This is a genomic window from Pedobacter sp. V48 (assembly GCF_000523515.1).
In the GTDB taxonomy this organism is placed as follows: domain Bacteria; phylum Bacteroidota; class Bacteroidia; order Sphingobacteriales; family Sphingobacteriaceae; genus Pedobacter.
This window is the reverse complement of the sequence record NZ_AWRU01000019.1, coordinates 151,142-169,163: the sequence shown is the minus strand read 5'-3', so window position 1 is coordinate 169,163 and position 18,022 is coordinate 151,142. Positions and strand designations below refer to the sequence as shown.

At 37.2% G+C, this 18,022-nt stretch carries 15 protein-coding genes and 2 pseudogenes; 15 read left to right on the top strand and 2 right to left on the bottom strand.

All coding sequences use genetic code 11. The annotated features are described in order from the left end of the window. Nucleotides 1-178: 178 nt before the first annotated feature. From N824_RS17050 to N824_RS17035, 4 genes are all read left to right on the top strand, one after another. Entirely contained in the window at nt 179-793 is a 615-nt protein-coding gene (locus N824_RS17050) for an outer membrane beta-barrel protein (protein WP_048906352.1), read from the top strand. A 104-nt stretch (nt 794-897) separates the two neighbouring features. After that, nucleotides 898-2,247 (top strand): PhoH family protein, encoded by a 1,350-nt coding sequence (locus tag N824_RS17045; protein WP_048906351.1) that lies wholly within the window; start codon nt 898-900, stop codon nt 2,245-2,247. Nucleotides 2,248-2,294: 47 nt separating this feature from the next. Next, nucleotides 2,295-4,163, top strand: a complete 1,869-nt coding sequence (locus N824_RS17040) for a M1 family metallopeptidase (RefSeq protein WP_048906368.1) — start codon at nt 2,295-2,297, stop codon at nt 4,161-4,163. Between the two features lie 127 nt (nt 4,164-4,290). Next, nucleotides 4,291-4,536, top strand: a complete 246-nt coding sequence (locus N824_RS17035) for a hypothetical protein (protein ID WP_048906350.1) — start codon at nt 4,291-4,293, stop codon at nt 4,534-4,536. Here N824_RS17035 and N824_RS17030 read toward each other — a convergent pair. Continuing rightward, on the bottom strand, nt 4,533-5,390 hold the full coding sequence (locus tag N824_RS17030; RefSeq protein ID WP_048906349.1) for a DMT family transporter: 858 nt from the start codon (nt 5,388-5,390) through the stop codon (nt 4,533-4,535). The genes N824_RS17035 and N824_RS17030 overlap by 4 nt on opposite strands. Before the next feature lie 217 nt (nt 5,391-5,607). Here N824_RS17030 and N824_RS17025 point away from each other — a divergent pair, with 217 nt between their 5' ends. After that, the gene (locus N824_RS17025) at nt 5,608-6,810 is read left to right on the top strand and encodes a DUF763 domain-containing protein (RefSeq protein ID WP_048906348.1); all 1,203 of its coding nucleotides are present in this window, start codon (nt 5,608-5,610) and stop codon (nt 6,808-6,810) included. Nucleotides 6,811-6,851: 41 nt separating this feature from the next. Here the strand turns inward: N824_RS17025 and N824_RS17020 are convergent, their stop codons facing one another. Next, the gene (locus N824_RS17020; RefSeq protein ID WP_048906347.1) at nt 6,852-7,490 is read right to left on the bottom strand and encodes an NAD(P)-dependent oxidoreductase; all 639 of its coding nucleotides are present in this window, start codon (nt 7,488-7,490) and stop codon (nt 6,852-6,854) included. A 258-nt stretch (nt 7,491-7,748) separates the two neighbouring features. Between N824_RS17020 and N824_RS17015 the strand changes: the two genes are divergently transcribed. The 10 genes and pseudogenes from N824_RS17015 to N824_RS16970 all read left to right on the top strand — a co-directional run bounded on the left by N824_RS17015 (nt 7,749) and on the right by N824_RS16970 (nt 17,860). Then, nucleotides 7,749-8,054: a hypothetical protein gene (locus N824_RS17015; RefSeq protein ID WP_048906346.1), complete on the top strand. Its 306-nt coding sequence runs from the start codon at nt 7,749-7,751 to the stop codon at nt 8,052-8,054. Between the two features lie 44 nt (nt 8,055-8,098). Further along, complete coding sequence (locus tag N824_RS17010) at nt 8,099-8,776, top strand: pseudouridine synthase (protein ID WP_048906345.1); 678 nt, start codon at nt 8,099-8,101, stop codon at nt 8,774-8,776. Nucleotides 8,777-8,785: 9 nt separating this feature from the next. Continuing rightward, nucleotides 8,786-9,181 (top strand): (deoxy)nucleoside triphosphate pyrophosphohydrolase, encoded by a 396-nt coding sequence (locus N824_RS17005; protein WP_048906344.1) that lies wholly within the window; start codon nt 8,786-8,788, stop codon nt 9,179-9,181. Between the two features lie 143 nt (nt 9,182-9,324). Further along, complete coding sequence (locus tag N824_RS17000) at nt 9,325-10,572, top strand: efflux RND transporter periplasmic adaptor subunit (protein WP_048906343.1); 1,248 nt, start codon at nt 9,325-9,327, stop codon at nt 10,570-10,572. Nucleotides 10,573-10,582: 10 nt separating this feature from the next. Further along, nucleotides 10,583-12,055: a TolC family protein gene (locus N824_RS16995; RefSeq protein WP_084498369.1), complete on the top strand. Its 1,473-nt coding sequence runs from the start codon at nt 10,583-10,585 to the stop codon at nt 12,053-12,055. Between the two features lie 23 nt (nt 12,056-12,078). Next, nucleotides 12,079-12,744: pseudogene (locus tag N824_RS16990) on the top strand (ABC transporter ATP-binding protein). Nucleotides 12,745-12,755: 11 nt separating this feature from the next. Next, nucleotides 12,756-13,994 (top strand): ABC transporter permease, encoded by a 1,239-nt coding sequence (locus N824_RS16985; RefSeq protein ID WP_048906341.1) that lies wholly within the window; start codon nt 12,756-12,758, stop codon nt 13,992-13,994. A 22-nt stretch (nt 13,995-14,016) separates the two neighbouring features. Continuing rightward, nucleotides 14,017-15,195 (top strand): annotated as a pseudogene (locus tag N824_RS16980) (ABC transporter permease). Nucleotides 15,196-15,215: 20 nt separating this feature from the next. Further along, nucleotides 15,216-16,589: a sigma-54 dependent transcriptional regulator gene (locus tag N824_RS16975; protein ID WP_048906339.1), complete on the top strand. Its 1,374-nt coding sequence runs from the start codon at nt 15,216-15,218 to the stop codon at nt 16,587-16,589. Between the two features lie 5 nt (nt 16,590-16,594). Beyond that, a complete protein-coding gene (locus N824_RS16970) occupies nt 16,595-17,860 on the top strand; it encodes a PAS domain-containing sensor histidine kinase (RefSeq protein ID WP_048906338.1) in 1,266 nt (421 codons plus the stop codon). Nucleotides 17,861-18,022 lie beyond the last annotated feature (162 nt).

The following is an 18,022-nucleotide window of genomic DNA, read 5'->3' as shown; positions in this document are numbered from 1 at the left end:
GTAGGTCGGTGCCAAATCTTAAGCAAAACCCTGTAGATCATATCTGCAGGGTTTTTGTGTTTATACACATTTCATTGGGTGTAATGACCTTCATCTTAATTATGTTACAAATTATGAAAATAAATATTTCATAATGACAATGTATATCGCTAAGTTTAKTYCKWWMWYACACACACAAATGAAAAAGAAACTATTAACTGCAGTAGCAGTATTGGCTTCCCTATGCGGGTATGCCCAAACAAAAGGTACCAGCACTTTAGGACTGGGCGTGAATGTATCCACCAATAAGACAGAATTTAATGACCAGTCTTCTAGTGATAGTAAGACAAAACAAAGTTCGTTTTCGCTTGGTTATGGATTGTTCATTAAAGATAATACCAGGATTGGAATTGAGTTACAGTATGGGAAAGGAAGCGGAAATAGTACTGATACAAAATCTTACGGTGGGAATGTTACTTATCAGCAGTATTATCCTTTGATAGGTAAATTATACGCCTATGCAGGTGGCAAGGCTGGATATGGCTATGCGACTCAGAAATTTGAAAATACTGAATCATATAGTGGGAGTAATAAAACCAATCAATATTCTTTGGGAGCATATGGGGGCCTTACCTGGTTTGTTTCTAAGAGATTTGCCTTCGAAACCACTTTATTGTCTGCAAATGCCAATTACTTGAATTATAATCAAAAAGTTAATGGTGCTACAGTGACTGAAAATAAACAAACTAATTTTAACCTGACAACGCAAGGGTTTATTGATGATTTGGGATTTAAAATATATTTGTTGTTCTAAATTTAATATCAAATTTTAACTAGAGGCTGTGCAAATCAAATATTTTGCACAGCCTCTTTTTTGTTATTTCGTATCGAGCGTAAAAATCGCTAAATTTAGGTGTCATGAGTAAAACTGCTAAAAATCCTTCGTTACAGAAGAAAATCTTTGTTCTCGATACTTCTGTTATTTTATATGATCATAACGCTTTCAATAATTTCCAGGAGCATGATGTTGCCATACCAATTCAAGTTCTAGAAGAGCTTGATAATATGAAAAATGGTAATGAAACACGTAATGCAGAGGCAAGGAGTTTTATTCGTCTTATGGATAATGCTTCAGGTAGTAAAATAATGAACCAATGGATTCCTTTAAATGGCACTAAAAGTGGCCGATTTAAAGTGGTAATGGATAATAAGCCGGATCATGCTGATGCTGAGGCAATTTTTGGAGCCGGAAAATTTGATCATCGTATTCTTAATGCTGCTTTAAGTTTAAAGGAGGAATTTCCGGAGAAGAAAGTAGTACTGGTATCAAAGGATATATGCCTACGCTTAAAGGCAAAATCTCTTGAACTGTATGCTGAAGATTATGAAACTGGAAAGATTAAAAATGTAGATGAACTTTATACCGGTAAAACGGTTCTTTCTAAAGTTCCGGAGCAACTTTTTGCAGAACTTAAAACTGAAGGTAGCATTAGCACTGAATTACTGGATATTGTGCCTCAGTCTCCAAATCATTTCTGTATACTAAAAAATAGCCGGAAAACTGCAACTGCATGGTTTGATTCTACCACGCAACGCTTATATCCGGTATCTTCAAAGAAAATATTTAACATTTCGCCAAGAAACCACGAGCAATCTTTTGCTGTACATGCTTTGCTTAATCCCGAAATTAAATTGGTAACTATTCAGGGTAAGGCAGGTACCGGAAAAACACTTCTTGCAATTGCCAGTGCATTGGAGCAACGTAAAGATTACAGGCAAATTTATGTAACCAGGCCAATTATTCCATTAAGTAATAAGGATATAGGTTTTTTACCTGGAGATGCTAAATCGAAGATAGATCCTTATATGGCACCCATATGGGATAATCTGAGGTTCATTAAAGAGCAGTATAATCATGATTTAAAGATGCAGGGAAGGATAGATGAGTTTGTAACTACAGGTAAAATCGTAATTACTCCGCTCGCTTATATTAGAGGAAGAACGCTTTCTAAAATCTTTTTTATTGTTGATGAGGCCCAAAACTTAACTCCACATGAAATAAAAACAATAATTTCGCGGGCGGGAGAAGATACCAAAATCATATTTACCGGTGATATATATCAGATAGATACACCTTATCTTGATGCCGAGAGTAATGGCCTATCTTACCTGATTGAAAATGCAAAGAACCATCCACTATACGCGCACATTACATTAGATAAGGGCGAGCGTAGTGAACTGGCAAATCTTGCAAATGACTTATTGTAACTTGAATAATAGACTAACTGGTTATTATGTTAAAAAAAACTGTTCTGATGAAGAATTTAATTTTGTTCATTCCATTTCTGATGATGTTGTCCTGTAAACAAAAAGAAGAAACTGCAAGTCAGGTTGTTGAAGATCCACATTCTTTTTCAAAACCATCTATAGCTGTAGTTGAACATCTGGATTTGGACATAAAAGTTAATTTCGAGAATCAGCAGATTAGTGGAAAGGCAGTTTGGAAAATAAACAATAAGGCTAAATCAAATGAGATTATTTTTGATGATAACCAGCTTAATATTTCAAAGATCACGCTGGGTGCAGAGGAAAAGGAGACCACATTTACCTATGGCGAGGAGAAGGAGTTTTTAGGAAGGCCACTAAAAGTGGTTATTACTCCTGAAACAAAGTTGATGACCGTTTATTATACTACGAATAAACAGGCAAGTGCTTTGCAGTGGTTAAACCCCCACCAAACAGCCGGTAAAAAACGTCCATATTTATTTACACAGTCAGAAAGTATTGCTGCACGCAGCTGGATCCCTTGTCAGGATAGTCCAGGTATAAGGTTTACATACAACGCAACCGTTTCAGTTCCAAATGATTTGCTGGCTTTAATGAGTGCGGTGAATCCTGAGGTAAAAAACAGTATAGGAATTTATCATTTTAACCAAGTTCACCCTATTCCCTCATATTTATTGGCATTAGCTGTTGGTGATATTGAATTTAAAGCAATAGATGAGCGCACTGGTGTGTATGCTGAACCATCGGTTTTGGCAAAAGCAGTATATGAATTTGCTGATATGGGTAAAATGGTAAATGCTGCTGAAAAGCTATATGGCCCATACAGGTGGGGAAGATATGATTTGCTTGTATTGCCCCCGAGTTTTCCTTTTGGCGGGATGGAAAATCCTAATCTGACATTTATTACTCCAACAATTATCGCCGGCGATCGGTCTTTAGTAAGTATAATTAGCCATGAATTGGCTCATAGTTGGAGTGGTAATTTAGTTACAAATGCTACATGGAATGATTTCTGGCTTAACGAAGGCTTTACCAATTATTTTGAACGAAGAATAGATGAAGCGATTTTTGGTAAACAGGAAGCTGAGATGCAGGAGGAATTTGCTAAAAAGGCTTTGGAAGATGCTGTAAAGGAAATGGGCGATACCAGCAAGGATACTTATCTGAAAACTGATTATACTGGAAGAAATCCTGACGAGGGCACTAATGATATTGCCTATGAAAAAGGCTATTTCTTTTTGCGGACAATTGAAGAGGCAGTAGGGAGAGAAAAATTTGATGTTTTTTTAAGAGGCTATTTTGATGGTCATGCTTTTCAATCTGTTTCTACAGAACAGTTTCTAGCTTATCTGAATGAGAATCTAATTAAAGCTAACCCTGATCTTGAGAAGAAAATTAACGTAAATGATTGGGTTTATGGGCCTGGTATTCCATCAAATATCGCTTATTCTAAAGGCCTGTGGGCTAAAGGTGGAAAGTTTGCTAAAATTGATCATATAGCATCGGCATGGAATAAAAATGAATTGAGAGATACTTCTGTTTTGACCAAAGAAATTAATACAAGTAATGAAAAGAGGTTCTTTATCAACATGTTGTCGCCGGAAATGAGTGTAAAGCAGATGGCTGATTTAGATCGTCAGTTTAACTTTACCGGTTCAAATAATACTGATATTCAGTTGGCATGGTACACATTGGCCATTCGTCATCAGTACACTGCTGCCGATAAAAGAATAGAAGATTATTTAATAGAAAATGGTAGAATGTGGCACATCATTCCTTTGTATAAAGAAATGATGAAAACGCCTGAAGGCCTAAAAAAAGCCAAAGAGATTTACAAAAAAGCAAGGCCTAACTATCACCCGATGACTTATCTGGCGATAGATAAGTTTTTAAAGTAATGTAATAATTTGAAAGTGCAATTGTCTAAACTAAATTAATATAATTCGAACTAGTTGTAGCGGAATGGCGATTACTCTCGTTATATATTAAATAACAGTTTATAAATCAATTCAAATTAATCATATTATGGATTCATTACACCCTTTTCACCAGAATATTGAACATATTAAGAACGATGCTTCTTCTCAATTTCTTATTGTAGATAGTGATGATATAAAACAGGTAGAATCATTAGCGATTATGTTTCCAAGGTTAACCAGTTTGATCAAAAACAATGGAAATAAGAATTTTCTAATCAATTTTCGCGATGAGCAGCAACGGTCTCTTATTGTAATGGTGGTTTCTAAGAATAGAATTCCAATGGCAAGCTAAAGGTTCTTTTTGCCCTTAGTCAGTGTGGCACCGAGGCTTGCAATGATTACAAAAGTTACTGCCAACCATTGATGCAGGGTGAGGTGTTCTTTTAAAAACACTAGCCCGAATAATGCTGCAGCTGCTGGCTCAAGGCTCATTAAAATACTAAAAGTACGCGCTGGTAATTTCTTAAGGGCACCAATTTCCAAAGTAAATGGAATAGCACTTGATAACAATGCCAGCGCACCGCCGCTTAAAATCATAATAGGTGTGAAATTGGATAAACCCCCGCTTCCAAAGCCGAATGGAACCACTACAATGGCCGCGAATATCATGCCTACTGCCACCGCTTGTTCTCCATCCATAATTTTAGCTATTCGGCCGCCAAGAAGAATGTAGCCTGCCCAAAAACCTCCTGCCAGCAATGCAAGTGATGCGCCAATTAAATCAATACCTTTTTCATTCCAGGGTGCAATAAAAGCTATTCCTATTGCAGCCAAAAAAACCCAAAAGAAATCTAATACACGTTTGGATCCACTTACAGCTAGTAAAAGAGGTCCAATAAATTCGAGTGTTACACCTAAACCCAGTGGAATCCTTTCTATGGCCATATAGAAAATAACATTCATTAAGCCTAGCGATATACCATAAGGGATAACGGCTTTCCATTGTTTTGCTGTGAAACGGTTCAAATTTGGTCTGTAGGCCCCCACTAAAATAATTGCAGATAAACCTATCCTCACAGATGCCGTGCCAGTTGCCCCAAGTGCTGGAAATAATCCTTTGGCTATTGCCGCCCCAGCTTGAACGCTAATTATAGACAATAGTACGGCAGGGAGGGGTGGTATATTTATTAATTTATTGGTGCTCATTGATAAATGGTGATGGGAGGGATAACCCTGCAAATTTAAGGATTTGATTAAATAAAAAAGCACCGAAATCCATCGGTGCTTTTTTATTTATCAACTAAACCTAAACTATAAATACTAACCAAATATTTATACCACAAATATAAGGTGGATTATGATAGGCAGATGTTAAGAAATGTTAAATTGAATTATTGGTAATATTTTGCTAATTTTGTTAGTAATGAAAAGATCTGGGACGGCTGATTTACCTTTGCATTATGGATATGTTCCTAAATGGCTGGCAGAACGTATGTCGCGTTTGGGATTGGCAATTACAGAGGCAATAGTTATCGAGTATGGTACAGCTGAGGTATTGCGGAGGTTAAGTGCCCCCTTTTGGTTCCAAAGCTTAGGTGCAGTGATGGGTATGGATTGGCATTCCTCTGGAATTACTACTTCAGTTATGGGCGCTTTAAAAGCCTCGGTTAATCCTCGGTATAAAGAATTGGGCATATATATTTGTGGAGGCAAGGGCAAAAAATCCAGACAAACTCCCGATGAGCTACTTAAATTTGGAGAACGTACCGGATTAAATGGCAATGACTTAGTGCGTAGCAGTAAGCTAAGTGCCAAGGTTGATAATACAGCTTTACAAGATGGATTTCAGTTGTATATGCATAACTTTATTGTAGACAAGGACGGATTGTGGACCGTTGTGCAACAGGGAATGAGAGATGGAAGTTCGACTGCACGCAGGTATCATTGGCATTCTTCATCACTAAATTCCTTTGTAGATGAACCTCATACAGGGATTTGTGGGAAAAACCAGGGACAAATTTTAAATCTTGTAGCCAAAGAAGCATTACCTTCCCGTAAGGCAATGTTATCAATGACAACAGAGCATCCGGAACGAATGATAAGAGAAGTGCGTAAGCTGGTCTTGCCCGCGCACCATGACGTTAGGGCTAAAGATGTAGATCTTAAACGTTTGGGTGCGATGCTGTGGCTAAGTCATGAAAAGAACCCTCGAGATTTTGAAGAGTTGCTGCTGCTTGAGGGAATGGGACCTAGAACCCTGCAATCACTTGCATTGGTAAGTGAGGTTATTTATGGTACACCTTCCAGATTTACTGATCCAGCCCGTTTCTCATTTGCGCATGGAGGTAAGGATGGGCATCCATTCCCGGTACCTTTAAAAGTTTATGATGAAACCGTTAGTGTACTCGGCAAAGCAGTTCATAAAGCAAAGATCGATCAAACCGATAAGCTTCACGCTATACAAAAGCTAAGTGAACTATCTTTCAAAGTTGAAAAGGACTTTATTCCTAATGATAATTTTGAAGAGCTTATAGAAAAAGAGAGAAATGACTCATGGAAATACGGTGGTAAAACAGTTTTTGGCGATGCGAAACCACCAACTGGCGGACAATTGAATCTATTTTAAAATTATGAGGGTAAAGATATTTACCCTCATAATTTTAAATTTTATAGGCTTGCCGCAAATGGTGCTTTTCCAATAAAATCAGCCTTTAAGATCTGATCTATAAGAAAATGTGCCAGATCAGTTGTACTAATCTTTTCACCAGGACTATCTTCCAGGCTTACAGCGAGGTGCCTTACCTCATCGGTCTGCTCAATCCATGGTAACCTCACCATAGTCCAATCTAGCGCACTTGCTTTTACTATTTCAAAAGCCTTTTCCTTGTCGGCCACAAATACCGGGAATGTCTCCTTCATCCATGTGGATGCCTGAATTGTTTTCCTGCTTTTCTTATCTCCCGGAACATCTATATTCAGGCCGGTTAAGAATATATATCTTGTGATTTGCTGCTTATTCATAGCCTTTATGATGTTTTGAGCAGCTAAACTTGCTATTAGAGGTTCGTCTTTTGCTTGTCCAAGGGCACTTATCACAACTCCACAGTTTTTAATAAGCTCATTCGCTGTTTCTGAATCTTTTATATCTCCCCTTACAATTTCCAAATTGGGATGCATGTAATTGTAAGATGATGGATTTCTGATTAATGCTTTAACAGAATAACCTTGATTTAATAGTGTGCTTAGTAAATAGCTTCCAGCTTTACCAGTTGCGCCAATTAGGGCGACTTTTATGTGATTAGTCATTTTTAAAATTCTAATGTGAAAAGAATAATTCTTTCTAAATATTATTAAGGATAAGATTGTAGAGTAAGAAAAAAGGCAATAAAAATAGCCTTCCCGCTATAGGTTTGGATTTTTGGTAATCCTATTTAGATATGTAACTAATGTTAATATGATTCAAATGTATAAATAATCTACCTGTAAATCATTACATCCCAACATTTCAGTATCTTTAATTATTGTTATTTGTAGCATAATTGAAAATTTTAACGTCTTAAGGTTATGAAAAAAATATTATTCCTATTGTTTATTGGATTCGCCACGGTAAGCTGTAACACAGCGAAACAGGCAGGAAGTAAGGGGTTAGTTAAGTTAAGCGGTAAAATTGAAAAATTAGGGATGACCACATTCCAGTATGGTACCCATATTTTAACAGTGGATGCAAAAACCTATGCATTAAAAAGTAGTAAGGTTGATTTAAATGCTTATTTAGATAAGGAGGTTACCTTAAAAGGAACAAAGGTTGATGGTTATCCTATTGAAAATGGCCCGGACCTAATAGAGGTAGAAGAAGTTACTTCCAAATAGAACAGGAAAGTTTAAAAGGTTATCTTCGCCAAAAAAAAGTTTAAATGCTAGAAATTGTTTATCAGGATGACCACTTAATTGCGATTAATAAACCTCATGGCTTGCTTGTACATCGTTCATCAATTGCTAATGATGCAAAAGAATTTGCATTACAACTTTTAAGAGATCAGGTAAACAGGCATGTTAGTCCGGTTCATCGTTTGGACAGGAAAACGGGCGGTTTGCTATTATTTGCTTTTGAAAAAGATGTTGAAATAGCAATGCATCAGCAATTTCAAAATGGTTTGGTTCAAAAGAAATATCTTGCAATTGTTAGAGGGTATGCGCCGGATAGCCAGGATATAGATTATCCTCTTGCAAAAGAAAATGGAACCATTCAGGATGCTTTTACAGCTTTTATAACTTTAAAGCGGGCAGAGTTGGATGTTGCCTTCGGTAAACATACTACCTCAAGATATTCCTTAGTAGAAGCCACACCAACAACAGGCAGAATGCATCAGCTTAGAAAACACTTTGCCCATATTTTTTACCCTATTATAGGGGACCGCAAGCATGGTTGTAATAAGCAAAATAAGTTGTTTAAAGAGCAATGGGAAATGACAACGATGTTATTGCATGCATCAGAACTTATATTTAAACATCCGGTAACCAATGAGGAAATACACCTTAAAGCTCATCTGCAAGAGGAGTTTGCCAGGGTGATGGAATTAATGAAATGGTAAAAAATAATCATGATTAATGTTACTTGCGCCATAATAGTGGATGATACCAATAGCGTATTGGTTACCCAGCGCAGTGCATCAATGAAACTGCCATTGAAGATTGAATTTCCGGGAGGAAAAATTGAAGAAGGAGAAACGCCTTCCGAATGTCTTGTAAGAGAAATAAAAGAGGAGTTAAATCTGGATATTAAAATTCTTTTTGAAATGCCGGCCAACATCCATCATTATGTTGAATTTTCAATTAATCTCATCCCTTTTGTTTGTAAAGTTATTGGAGGTTCTATTGAATTAAGAGAGCATGCATCGTACCAATGGCTAAATTCATCTGAGCTTTTAGATCAAGACTGGGCTGAAGCAGATGTTCCTATAGTTGAGAATTATTTAAGCTCTTTAAATACGTTTTAGCAAGTATCACATAAAAATGCCCGATATCGAACGTTTAGTTTGATATCGGGCATTTTTATGGATCTGTATTTTTGTAATAGTCTGTTTACTAGTTATTTAAGTTTGGTATTTGAGTTGTAAAGCTAAATCGAAACAAACGACCAATGGACAAATCAATTGAAGAAGAAGTTACCGTAAAGAGAAAGAGGAAAACCAAAGTAATTGTAATCATAATAGTGGGGGTTATAGTTGGGGGGATATTCACTTTACGTGCTTACATCAAACCTTCTATAGCTGCTTCCGAATTTACCACGGCAGTGGCTGAAACTGGAGATATAGAAAATACAATAAATGCTACGGGAGAGGTACTGCCTGAATTTGAAGAAGTGTTAACCAGTCCTATAAATGCAGCTGTAAGAAATGTATTAATGGATGCAGGTACAAAGGTAAAAGCCGGACAATCTATTCTTACGCTTGATAAATCATCTGCCGAAACTGATTTTGATAAATTAAAATTTCAAATTGAATCCAAAGAAAACGAAATCAGAAAACTAAAGCTTGATCTCGAGAAAACGTTTTACGATATCAATTCCAACAATAACATTAAACAACTGCGCATTGCAAATTTTAAAGATGCAGTAGCAAGTGCCCAGAGGCTATACAAAGCAGGTGGAGGGACTAAGGAAGATATTGAACAGGCCCAGTTAAATTTAAAAGTAGCAGAACTGGAAAAGCAGCAGCTTGAAAATGAAATTAAAAACAAGCAGCAAACTATGAAAATAGAGATCAGAGAGGCCGAAATTGCTTTAGCTATTCAAAAAAACGATCAGCAGGCCTTAAAGCGTAAACTTGATCTGGCAAATGTGATTGCTACACGGGAAGGTGTTGTAACCTGGGTAAATAAGAATATCGGAGCAAGCATAAAAGAAGGCGAATCATTGGCTAGAATTGCGAACCTGAGCAGTTATAAGGTTGCAGGAAGTATATCAGATAATATGTTAGATCAGCTTCACAGTAATATGTCTGCTATTATCAGGATAAACGATGTTCAACTCAGAGGATCTGTTGCCAGTGTTTCTCCGGCAGTAAGCAACTCAATTGTTTCATTTGAGGTCCAGCTGGACGAAAAAAACAATAAACTGCTTAGACCAAACATGAAAGTTGATATTTTTCTGATTACTGAAACCAGAAATAAGGTGATTCGGGTGAATAACGGAGCGGCCTTTAAAGGTTCAAATCAGCAAGAGGTGTTTGTGTTAAATAATGGAAAAGCAGTACGAAGAAATGTAAAAACGGGACTTAGCAATTTTGATTACATAGAGATCATCAGCGGTATAAAGGCAGGTGAGACTGTGATCACATCCGATATGAGCAAGTATGCGTATTCAAAAGAAATTTCAATCACTAATTGATCATAAGCGTATGAAAATCAGTTTCACAATCCTCATGATCATGTATTGCTTTAACGTTTGGGGAAGTAGTTTAGAATTAAAAAATTCCGCCGACACTTTGAAACTAACTTTAAACGAGGTGGTTGAGAAAGCCAAAGCCAATTCAATAGCTGCAAAACAAGCCATTACAGTTAAAGAAACCAAATATTGGGAGTGGCGGACATTTAAGTCCAATTACCAACCTCAGTTAGCTTTAAGTGGTATTTTACCAGGATACAATAAAACATACTCTCAGGTACTTCAACCAAATGGAACAGTAGCTTTTCAGCCAATAAGAAATGATAATTCTTCACTAACACTCGATTTTAGTCAGAGTTTGGCCGCAACAGGTGGTACTATTTATGGTACCACCCAGTTGCAACGGTTTACTGATTTTGATAGGGATAATGTGTTATATAATGGGACTCCTTATGGTATTGGTTACATACAACCTTTATTACAGTTTAACAGCCTTAAATGGGATAAAAGAATAGCACCCTTAAAATATAATGAGAGTAAACAAGCTTATATAGAATCCCAGGAACAAATTTCCGTAACAGTTACCGGTTATTTCTTTGATCTGTTACTTGCCCAGGTAAATCTCCATATTGCAGAGACTAATTATACAAATACAGGCAACATCTTAAAAATAGCCAACACTAAATTTGAATTGGGAAAGATCTCTAAAAATGAGATCCTGCAATTACAACTGGAGCAAGTAAATGCCAAGAAAGCTGTGGGAACAGCTAAGAGAGAGATGGAAATTGCAACGCTGAACTTAAGAAGCTATGCTGGGATAGAAGGTGATGACCGGATTGTGCTGACAATGCCAGATGCAGTGAAAGGTGTTGAGGTATCTTCGGAAAGAGTTTTAAGAGAAGCATTTGAAAACCGTTCTGATGCCATAGCCTTTGTAAGGCGTATTGCTGAAGCAAAGCGGGATGTGGCTAAGGCTAAAGGAGAAAATGGGCTTATAGCTACCCTAAAAGCTAATCTGGGTTTCTCTAGTGCGGGAAGTAAGATACTGGATGTCTACCGTTCACCTAAAAGTCAACAATCTGTTGAGTTGCAATTGGCTATTCCGGTTCTTGATTGGGGAAGATCTAAATCAAGAACCAAAACTGCAGAAGCGAATCAGCAATTTACTATTTATGAGGTAGAGCAGGACAAGCAAACCTTTAAGCAACAGATAGTAACGCAGGTAACACTTTTTAACATGATGAAAGAACAATTGGAGTTAACCGCGCAGGCCGATAGGATTGCTTCTGAAAAATATCAGATTGCAAGTGAGCGCTACGTTTTAGGCAATTTGAGTATTACAGATCTGAGCATAGCCTTTCAGGAAAGTGATAGAGCGAAAAGAGATTATGTGGCTTCCTTAAGAGATTTTTGGGGAGCCTATTATCAGCTGAGGTATTTATCGCTTTATGATTTCGAAAAGAATGAAAAAATAACTTATAAATAAATCTTAATTACTAATTATACATTATGATACGTTTACAAAATATTGAAAAGGTGTATCGCACCGATACGGTTGAAACGCTGGCCATAAATGGCATTAACCTGGATATTGCAAAAGGAGAGTTTTTGTCCATAATGGGCCCTTCAGGATGTGGTAAAAGTACACTTCTTAATATTATGGGTTTGCTGGATGAACCTTCAAAAGGCAGTATTAGAATTGCCGATCAGGATATTACCAGATTCTCGGATCAGCAGCTGGCGAAATTCAGAAATCAGAAACTTGNATYKRWAKWKCRKMGNTRTMRKCTAATCAATGATTTACAGGTGTTGGATAATGTAGAACTACCATTACTTTATCGTTCGGGATCTGCTAAAGAGCGCAGAGAATTAGCTGCCGAAGCGTTAGCGAAAGTAGGATTGAGTAACAGAATCAAGCATTTCCCAACCCAGCTTAGCGGAGGGCAGCGTCAGCGCGTGGCTATTGCCAGGGCTATTGTAGGCAGACCCGAGATCATTCTCGCTGATGAGCCAACAGGTAACCTTGATAGCGCTATGGGAAATGAGATTATGGATATTCTGATTAGCCTGAACAAGAATGATGGTACTACCATAGTGATGGTTACCCATGATGAAAATATGGCACATAAAACGCACCGTCTGGTACGTTTGTTTGATGGTTCTCAAGTACAATAAAACCTATAGTCATGCTTAAAAATTACTTTAAAATAGCCATAGCAGTATTGAAACGAAGAAAGTTCTTCACTTTTATCAGTTTATTTGGTATCAGCTTTACGCTAACGATATTGATGGTAACCACTGCATTTTTTGATAAGATGTTAAGTCCTTCATACCCGGACTATAAGAGAAACAGATCTCTTTATATCACAGGTGTGGCCCTGGTAAGCTCCAAGAATGGCTGGTATAATGGAAGCTCGGCTTCGTTTTATTTCCTGGATCATTATGTATCGAAATTAAAGACTCCGGAAAAGATTGGCATTTTCACTTTCTCCGGCAAGGCGAATGCATATGTAAACAACAAAAAAGTTGTTATGGAATACAAATATACAGATGCTAATTATTGGGAAATTGCCGAATATCAATTTTTGGAGGGAAAACCCTATACCAAGCAACAAATTGATAATGGGGAGCGAGTAGGGGTGATTTCAGAAAGCAATAAAAGAAATTACTTCGGGGATGTTAAATCAGTTGTAGGAAAGTACATAGAGGCCGATAACGTCAGTTACAGGATTATTGGCGTAGTTAAGGATTTACCTAGAAGTATGCGCAATTTCTATGGTGATTTGTATTTGCCATACACTGTTTCAAAGGGAAATTATAAAGACGTGGGCTTTCAGGGAGGATTTGGTGCTGTATTACTTGCTAAATCTGAAGCAGATGTTCCTAAAATGAGGGTAGAATACCAGCAAATGCTCGCAAAAATTCCAACTAACGATAAGGAGTATGACAAACTTTATGCTCATGCAGATACCATGCTTGAAAGTATGTCAAGAAAATTATTTGGAAATGATGAAAATGCAGGTATTTCCAGGATGATCGCAATTGTTAGTCTTTTTATTTTGCTGTTCCTGTTGCTACCTACTATAAATCTGGTAAATATTAATATTACCAGGATAATGGAGCGTTCATCGGAGATTGGAGTGCGAAAGGCTTTTGGCGCTTCCTCTAAAACACTGGTTTATCAGTTTATTGTAGAGAATGTTATTCTGACGCTTCTAGGAGGTGTTATAGGCGTGTTTCTCTCTGTTGTGTGCATTTTTCTATTTAATCAATCCGATATTCTACCTAACCTTAATTTGTCGTTGAACTTTACCGTACTACTATTTGGATTTCTGATCTGCCTATTTTTCGGATTGCTTTCAGGTGTATACCCGGCCTGGCGAATGTCGAGGTTAAATGTAGTTAATGCACTAAAAGCTCAATAAGAACCATTTTAAAGAAATTATCATGTTCAAACATTTATTTAAATTGATCTGGAATAAAAGGAAGCAGAACTTTCTGTTCCTTTCGGAAATACTAGTGTCCTTTTTGGTCATATTTGCCGTATTCTCCCTATTAACTTTTTATTACCTGAATTATATGCTGCCCAAGGGCTTCGAATCAGATAGGGTATGGTCTGTATCTTATAGCAGAAATGTTAAAATCAATAATATTGATTCCTTAAATATGTTTTACGAGAATGTAAGGCGTAGCTTAAAAGCATTGCCCGAAATAGAAGAGTTAAGCTTTACAAGTGCTAATTTTCCCTATTCAAATAGCCATTCCACAACTGGATTTACTTATAAGGGGAAAGAAATGTCTCCAATAAATAACTATGTTGTCGAAGATGATTATAATAAGGTATTAGGCATGAAATTACTGGAGGGTCGATGGTTCAATAAAGAAGATGTCAATCAAAAWMRTKTANTGATTAATTCAACATTAAAGCAAGCCATGTTTGGAGACGAGCCTGCAGCCGGTAAAATTGTTGGCGCAGATAAGGAAGAAGAAAAATGGAAGGTTATTGGTGTTACAGCCGATGTGAAAGCTGAAGGGGATTATTGGCCGGCAGGGAAGAGCTTTTATAAGCGGCTGGATACTGGAAGTTTTAGATGGATAGGACACATTTTACTTAAAGTAAGTCCAAAGGCTGATGCGGCTTTTGAAAGTCGGTTGAGTAAACTCCTTGCCAGAATAATTCAAAATTCAAATACAGAGATCCAGCATATGGAAGATACCCGTGAAGCTAAAAATTCTGATACCATTATCCCTATGATTATTTGTATTACTGTAGCTGGGTTTTTAATCATAAATGTGGCTTTGGGATTGTTCGGCGTGTTGTGGTATAATATTAGTCAACGAAGGGGGGAGATCGGTTTGCGCCGCGCTATTGGAGCAACAGGCTCATCGGTATCATTTCAACTGGTCAGTGAATCGTTGCTATTGGCAACGTTATCTATTATTTTGGGTTCTTTTTTTGCTTTACAATTCCCCTTACTTAATGTTTTTAATGTTGCTGCCAGCGTTTATATCATCGCTTTGTTGTTGTCTATTGTTTTTATTTATTTACTGGTGATCTTTTGTTCTTTGTACCCGGGAAAACAGGCAGCTGCCATACATCCTGCTATTGCATTGCATGAAGAATAATAACTATATTAACTTTGTATATGATACTGATTGTAGATGACGATATTGCTGTGAGAACTTCTTTAACTTTATTACTCGAAAACGCGGGTAATAAGGTTAAGTCGGCAGGTAGTGCCATAGAGGCTTTAAATGTCATCAAAGAACAACTTCCAGAATTGATTCTTCTTGATCTTAACTTTTCTATTGATACCACTGGAGAGGAAGGAATGGAATTGCTTAGCAGCATCAGAAAAATTGATGCTGGTGTACCTGTGATTTTGATTACAGGATGGGCAAGTATTCAACTGGCTGTTCAGGGTATGAAACTTGGCGCAAATGATTTTATAAATAAGCCATGGAACAATGAACACGTTTTGCAATCAGTTAAAACATTACTTGAGTTAAATACTGCTAAAACAAAGAATAGTAGTCGTAAACAACTAGATAAGCAGTATAACTTTAAGCAAATTATTGCCGAAGACCCTCAGATGCTTGCTATACTTGAAACCATAGGGCAGATTGCACCAACGGATGCATCGGTGCTTATTCTTGGCGAAAGTGGTACAGGAAAAGAGCTGATCGCAGAGGCCATACATGAGAATAGCTCACGTCGGAATAAGCCTTTTGTAAAGGTGAACCTTGGGGGAATATCTTCATCATTGTTTGAAAGTGAAATGTTTGGTCATGTTCGCGGGGCATTTACTGATGCACGTTTTGACAGAACCGGTCGATTTGAAATGTCCAACAAAGGGACTATCTTTTTAGATGAAATAGGAGAGCTGGAGGCTGGAAGTCAGGTTAAGCTATTGAGGGTTTTGCAAGACAGGACATACGAAGTACTGGGTAGCAGCCGAAGTAAGGTAGTGGATGTCAGGGTGGTGTGTGCAACTAATAAAAATTTAAATGAAATGGTCGTTGCGGGCACTTTCAGAGAAGACTTGTTGTATCGCATCAACCTGATCACCATTAATTTACCGCCTTTACGTGAACGATCAGATGACATCCCTTTATTGGTTGATTTCTTTATTAATAATCTTAAAGAAATCTACAATAGGCCATTGTTATCAATATCAGTCAGTGCAATGAAATGGCTGCAGCAATTAGAGTTGCCTGGCAACATAAGGCAACTGAAAAATCTGGTAGAGCGGACTATTTTGGTAAGTAAAAATAATGAACTTGGTATAGATGATTTTAAAGCGCAGCTAGATCTGTCCCCTTCAAAAAAGGCGAATGTACAAATGCCTGGTGTAGGTAGTATTACACTTGAACAGATGGAAATTGAAATGGTCAAAAGAGCAATGAGCTTTCACCAAAACAAGATTACCAAAGCCGCTGCGTCTCTTGGGATAACAAGAAATTCACTGTACCGTAGACTTGAGAAGTATCAGATTCCATTTAATGAAGCCGAAGATTAAACTGAATGAAGTTAAAGACTAAGTATATCCTCTTTATTGTTGTTCTTCATCTTGTCTTTTTAGGACTTAGCTATCTTATCCTGGAGAAGAATAAGATATTTTTTATTATTTCTGAGGTTTTAGTTATCATTTCGGTACTGATATCAGTAAGGCTTTATAAACAGCTTGTAGAGCCTTTAAATTATCTTAGGGAAGGGATTAGCGCCATCAATGATCGCGATTTTAATGTTAAATTTTTACCGACAGGAAAGAAAGAAACAGATGAGCTCATAGATGTATACAACCAAATGATGGATGCATTAAGGGAAGAAAGGACAAAACAGGAGGCGCAGCATTTTTTTCTGGAAAAACTGATTCATACTTCACCAACAGGTATTGTTATACTCGATTACGATAATCATATAAAGCAGATTAACCCAAAAGCAGAAGAAATACTGGGCACTAGCCCTGAATTACTTTTAGCCCAGTTTGAACCACTTAAGGCGGGTGAGTCTAAAACGATCAGAATTGGCAGTCTAAATACCTATAAGATCCAGAAATCTCACTTTATAGATAGGGGCTTTCCCCGAATGTTTGTAATGATAGAGGAGGTAACTGCAGAGATCTTTGAAGCAGAAAAGAATGCCTATGGCAAAGTGATCAGGATGATGGCCCATGAGGTAAATAATACAGTAGGACCGGTAAATTCTATCATTAACATGGCTTTGGATACCGATGATATTTGGGCTTCGGCAGATAAATCGAGTTTAAAGAATGCGATGTATGTAGCCGTTGCAAGAAATCAGAACCTGAATCTGTTCATGAGAAATTTTGCAGATTTGGTTAAACTGGCACCTGTAAACAAACTTCAGGTTGATCTTATTGCCTTAATATATTCAGTTTCAGATTTTATGCTTATCAAAGCAAAAGAAAATGGCGTTAGCTTTGAGTTTGATTTGCCAGTTACTCCATTTTATATCTCGGCTGATTCCCAACAAATGGAGCAAGCACTGATTAATATTGTTAAGAATGCGATAGAAGCTATTGAACAAGAGGGCGTTGTGAAGTTTGGTCTAGACGCTAAATTAAAGAAACTTGCAATTACTGATAATGGCAGGGGGATATCGGAGGACTTAAGTGAGCAGCTCTTTAGTCCGTTTTTTAGCACCAAAAAAGATGGGCAGGGTATCGGCCTCACCCTGGTAAGAGAGATATTACTCAATCATGGTTTTTTGTTTTCATTAAAAACCCTACAACCAGGACAAACAGATTTTGTTATTCAGCTCAGTTAATCAGCTATTTACAGACTTTATTTTTTTGCTTTTTCATCTTGATGTCATAACATCTGRWCGAAGACTTTATCCTGACTATTTTAGTATAATATTCAAAAGTTGAGATGTACCTTTGCCGACATCCTGAATAAGTATATCCGGTTAATGCCATTGCATTGGCGG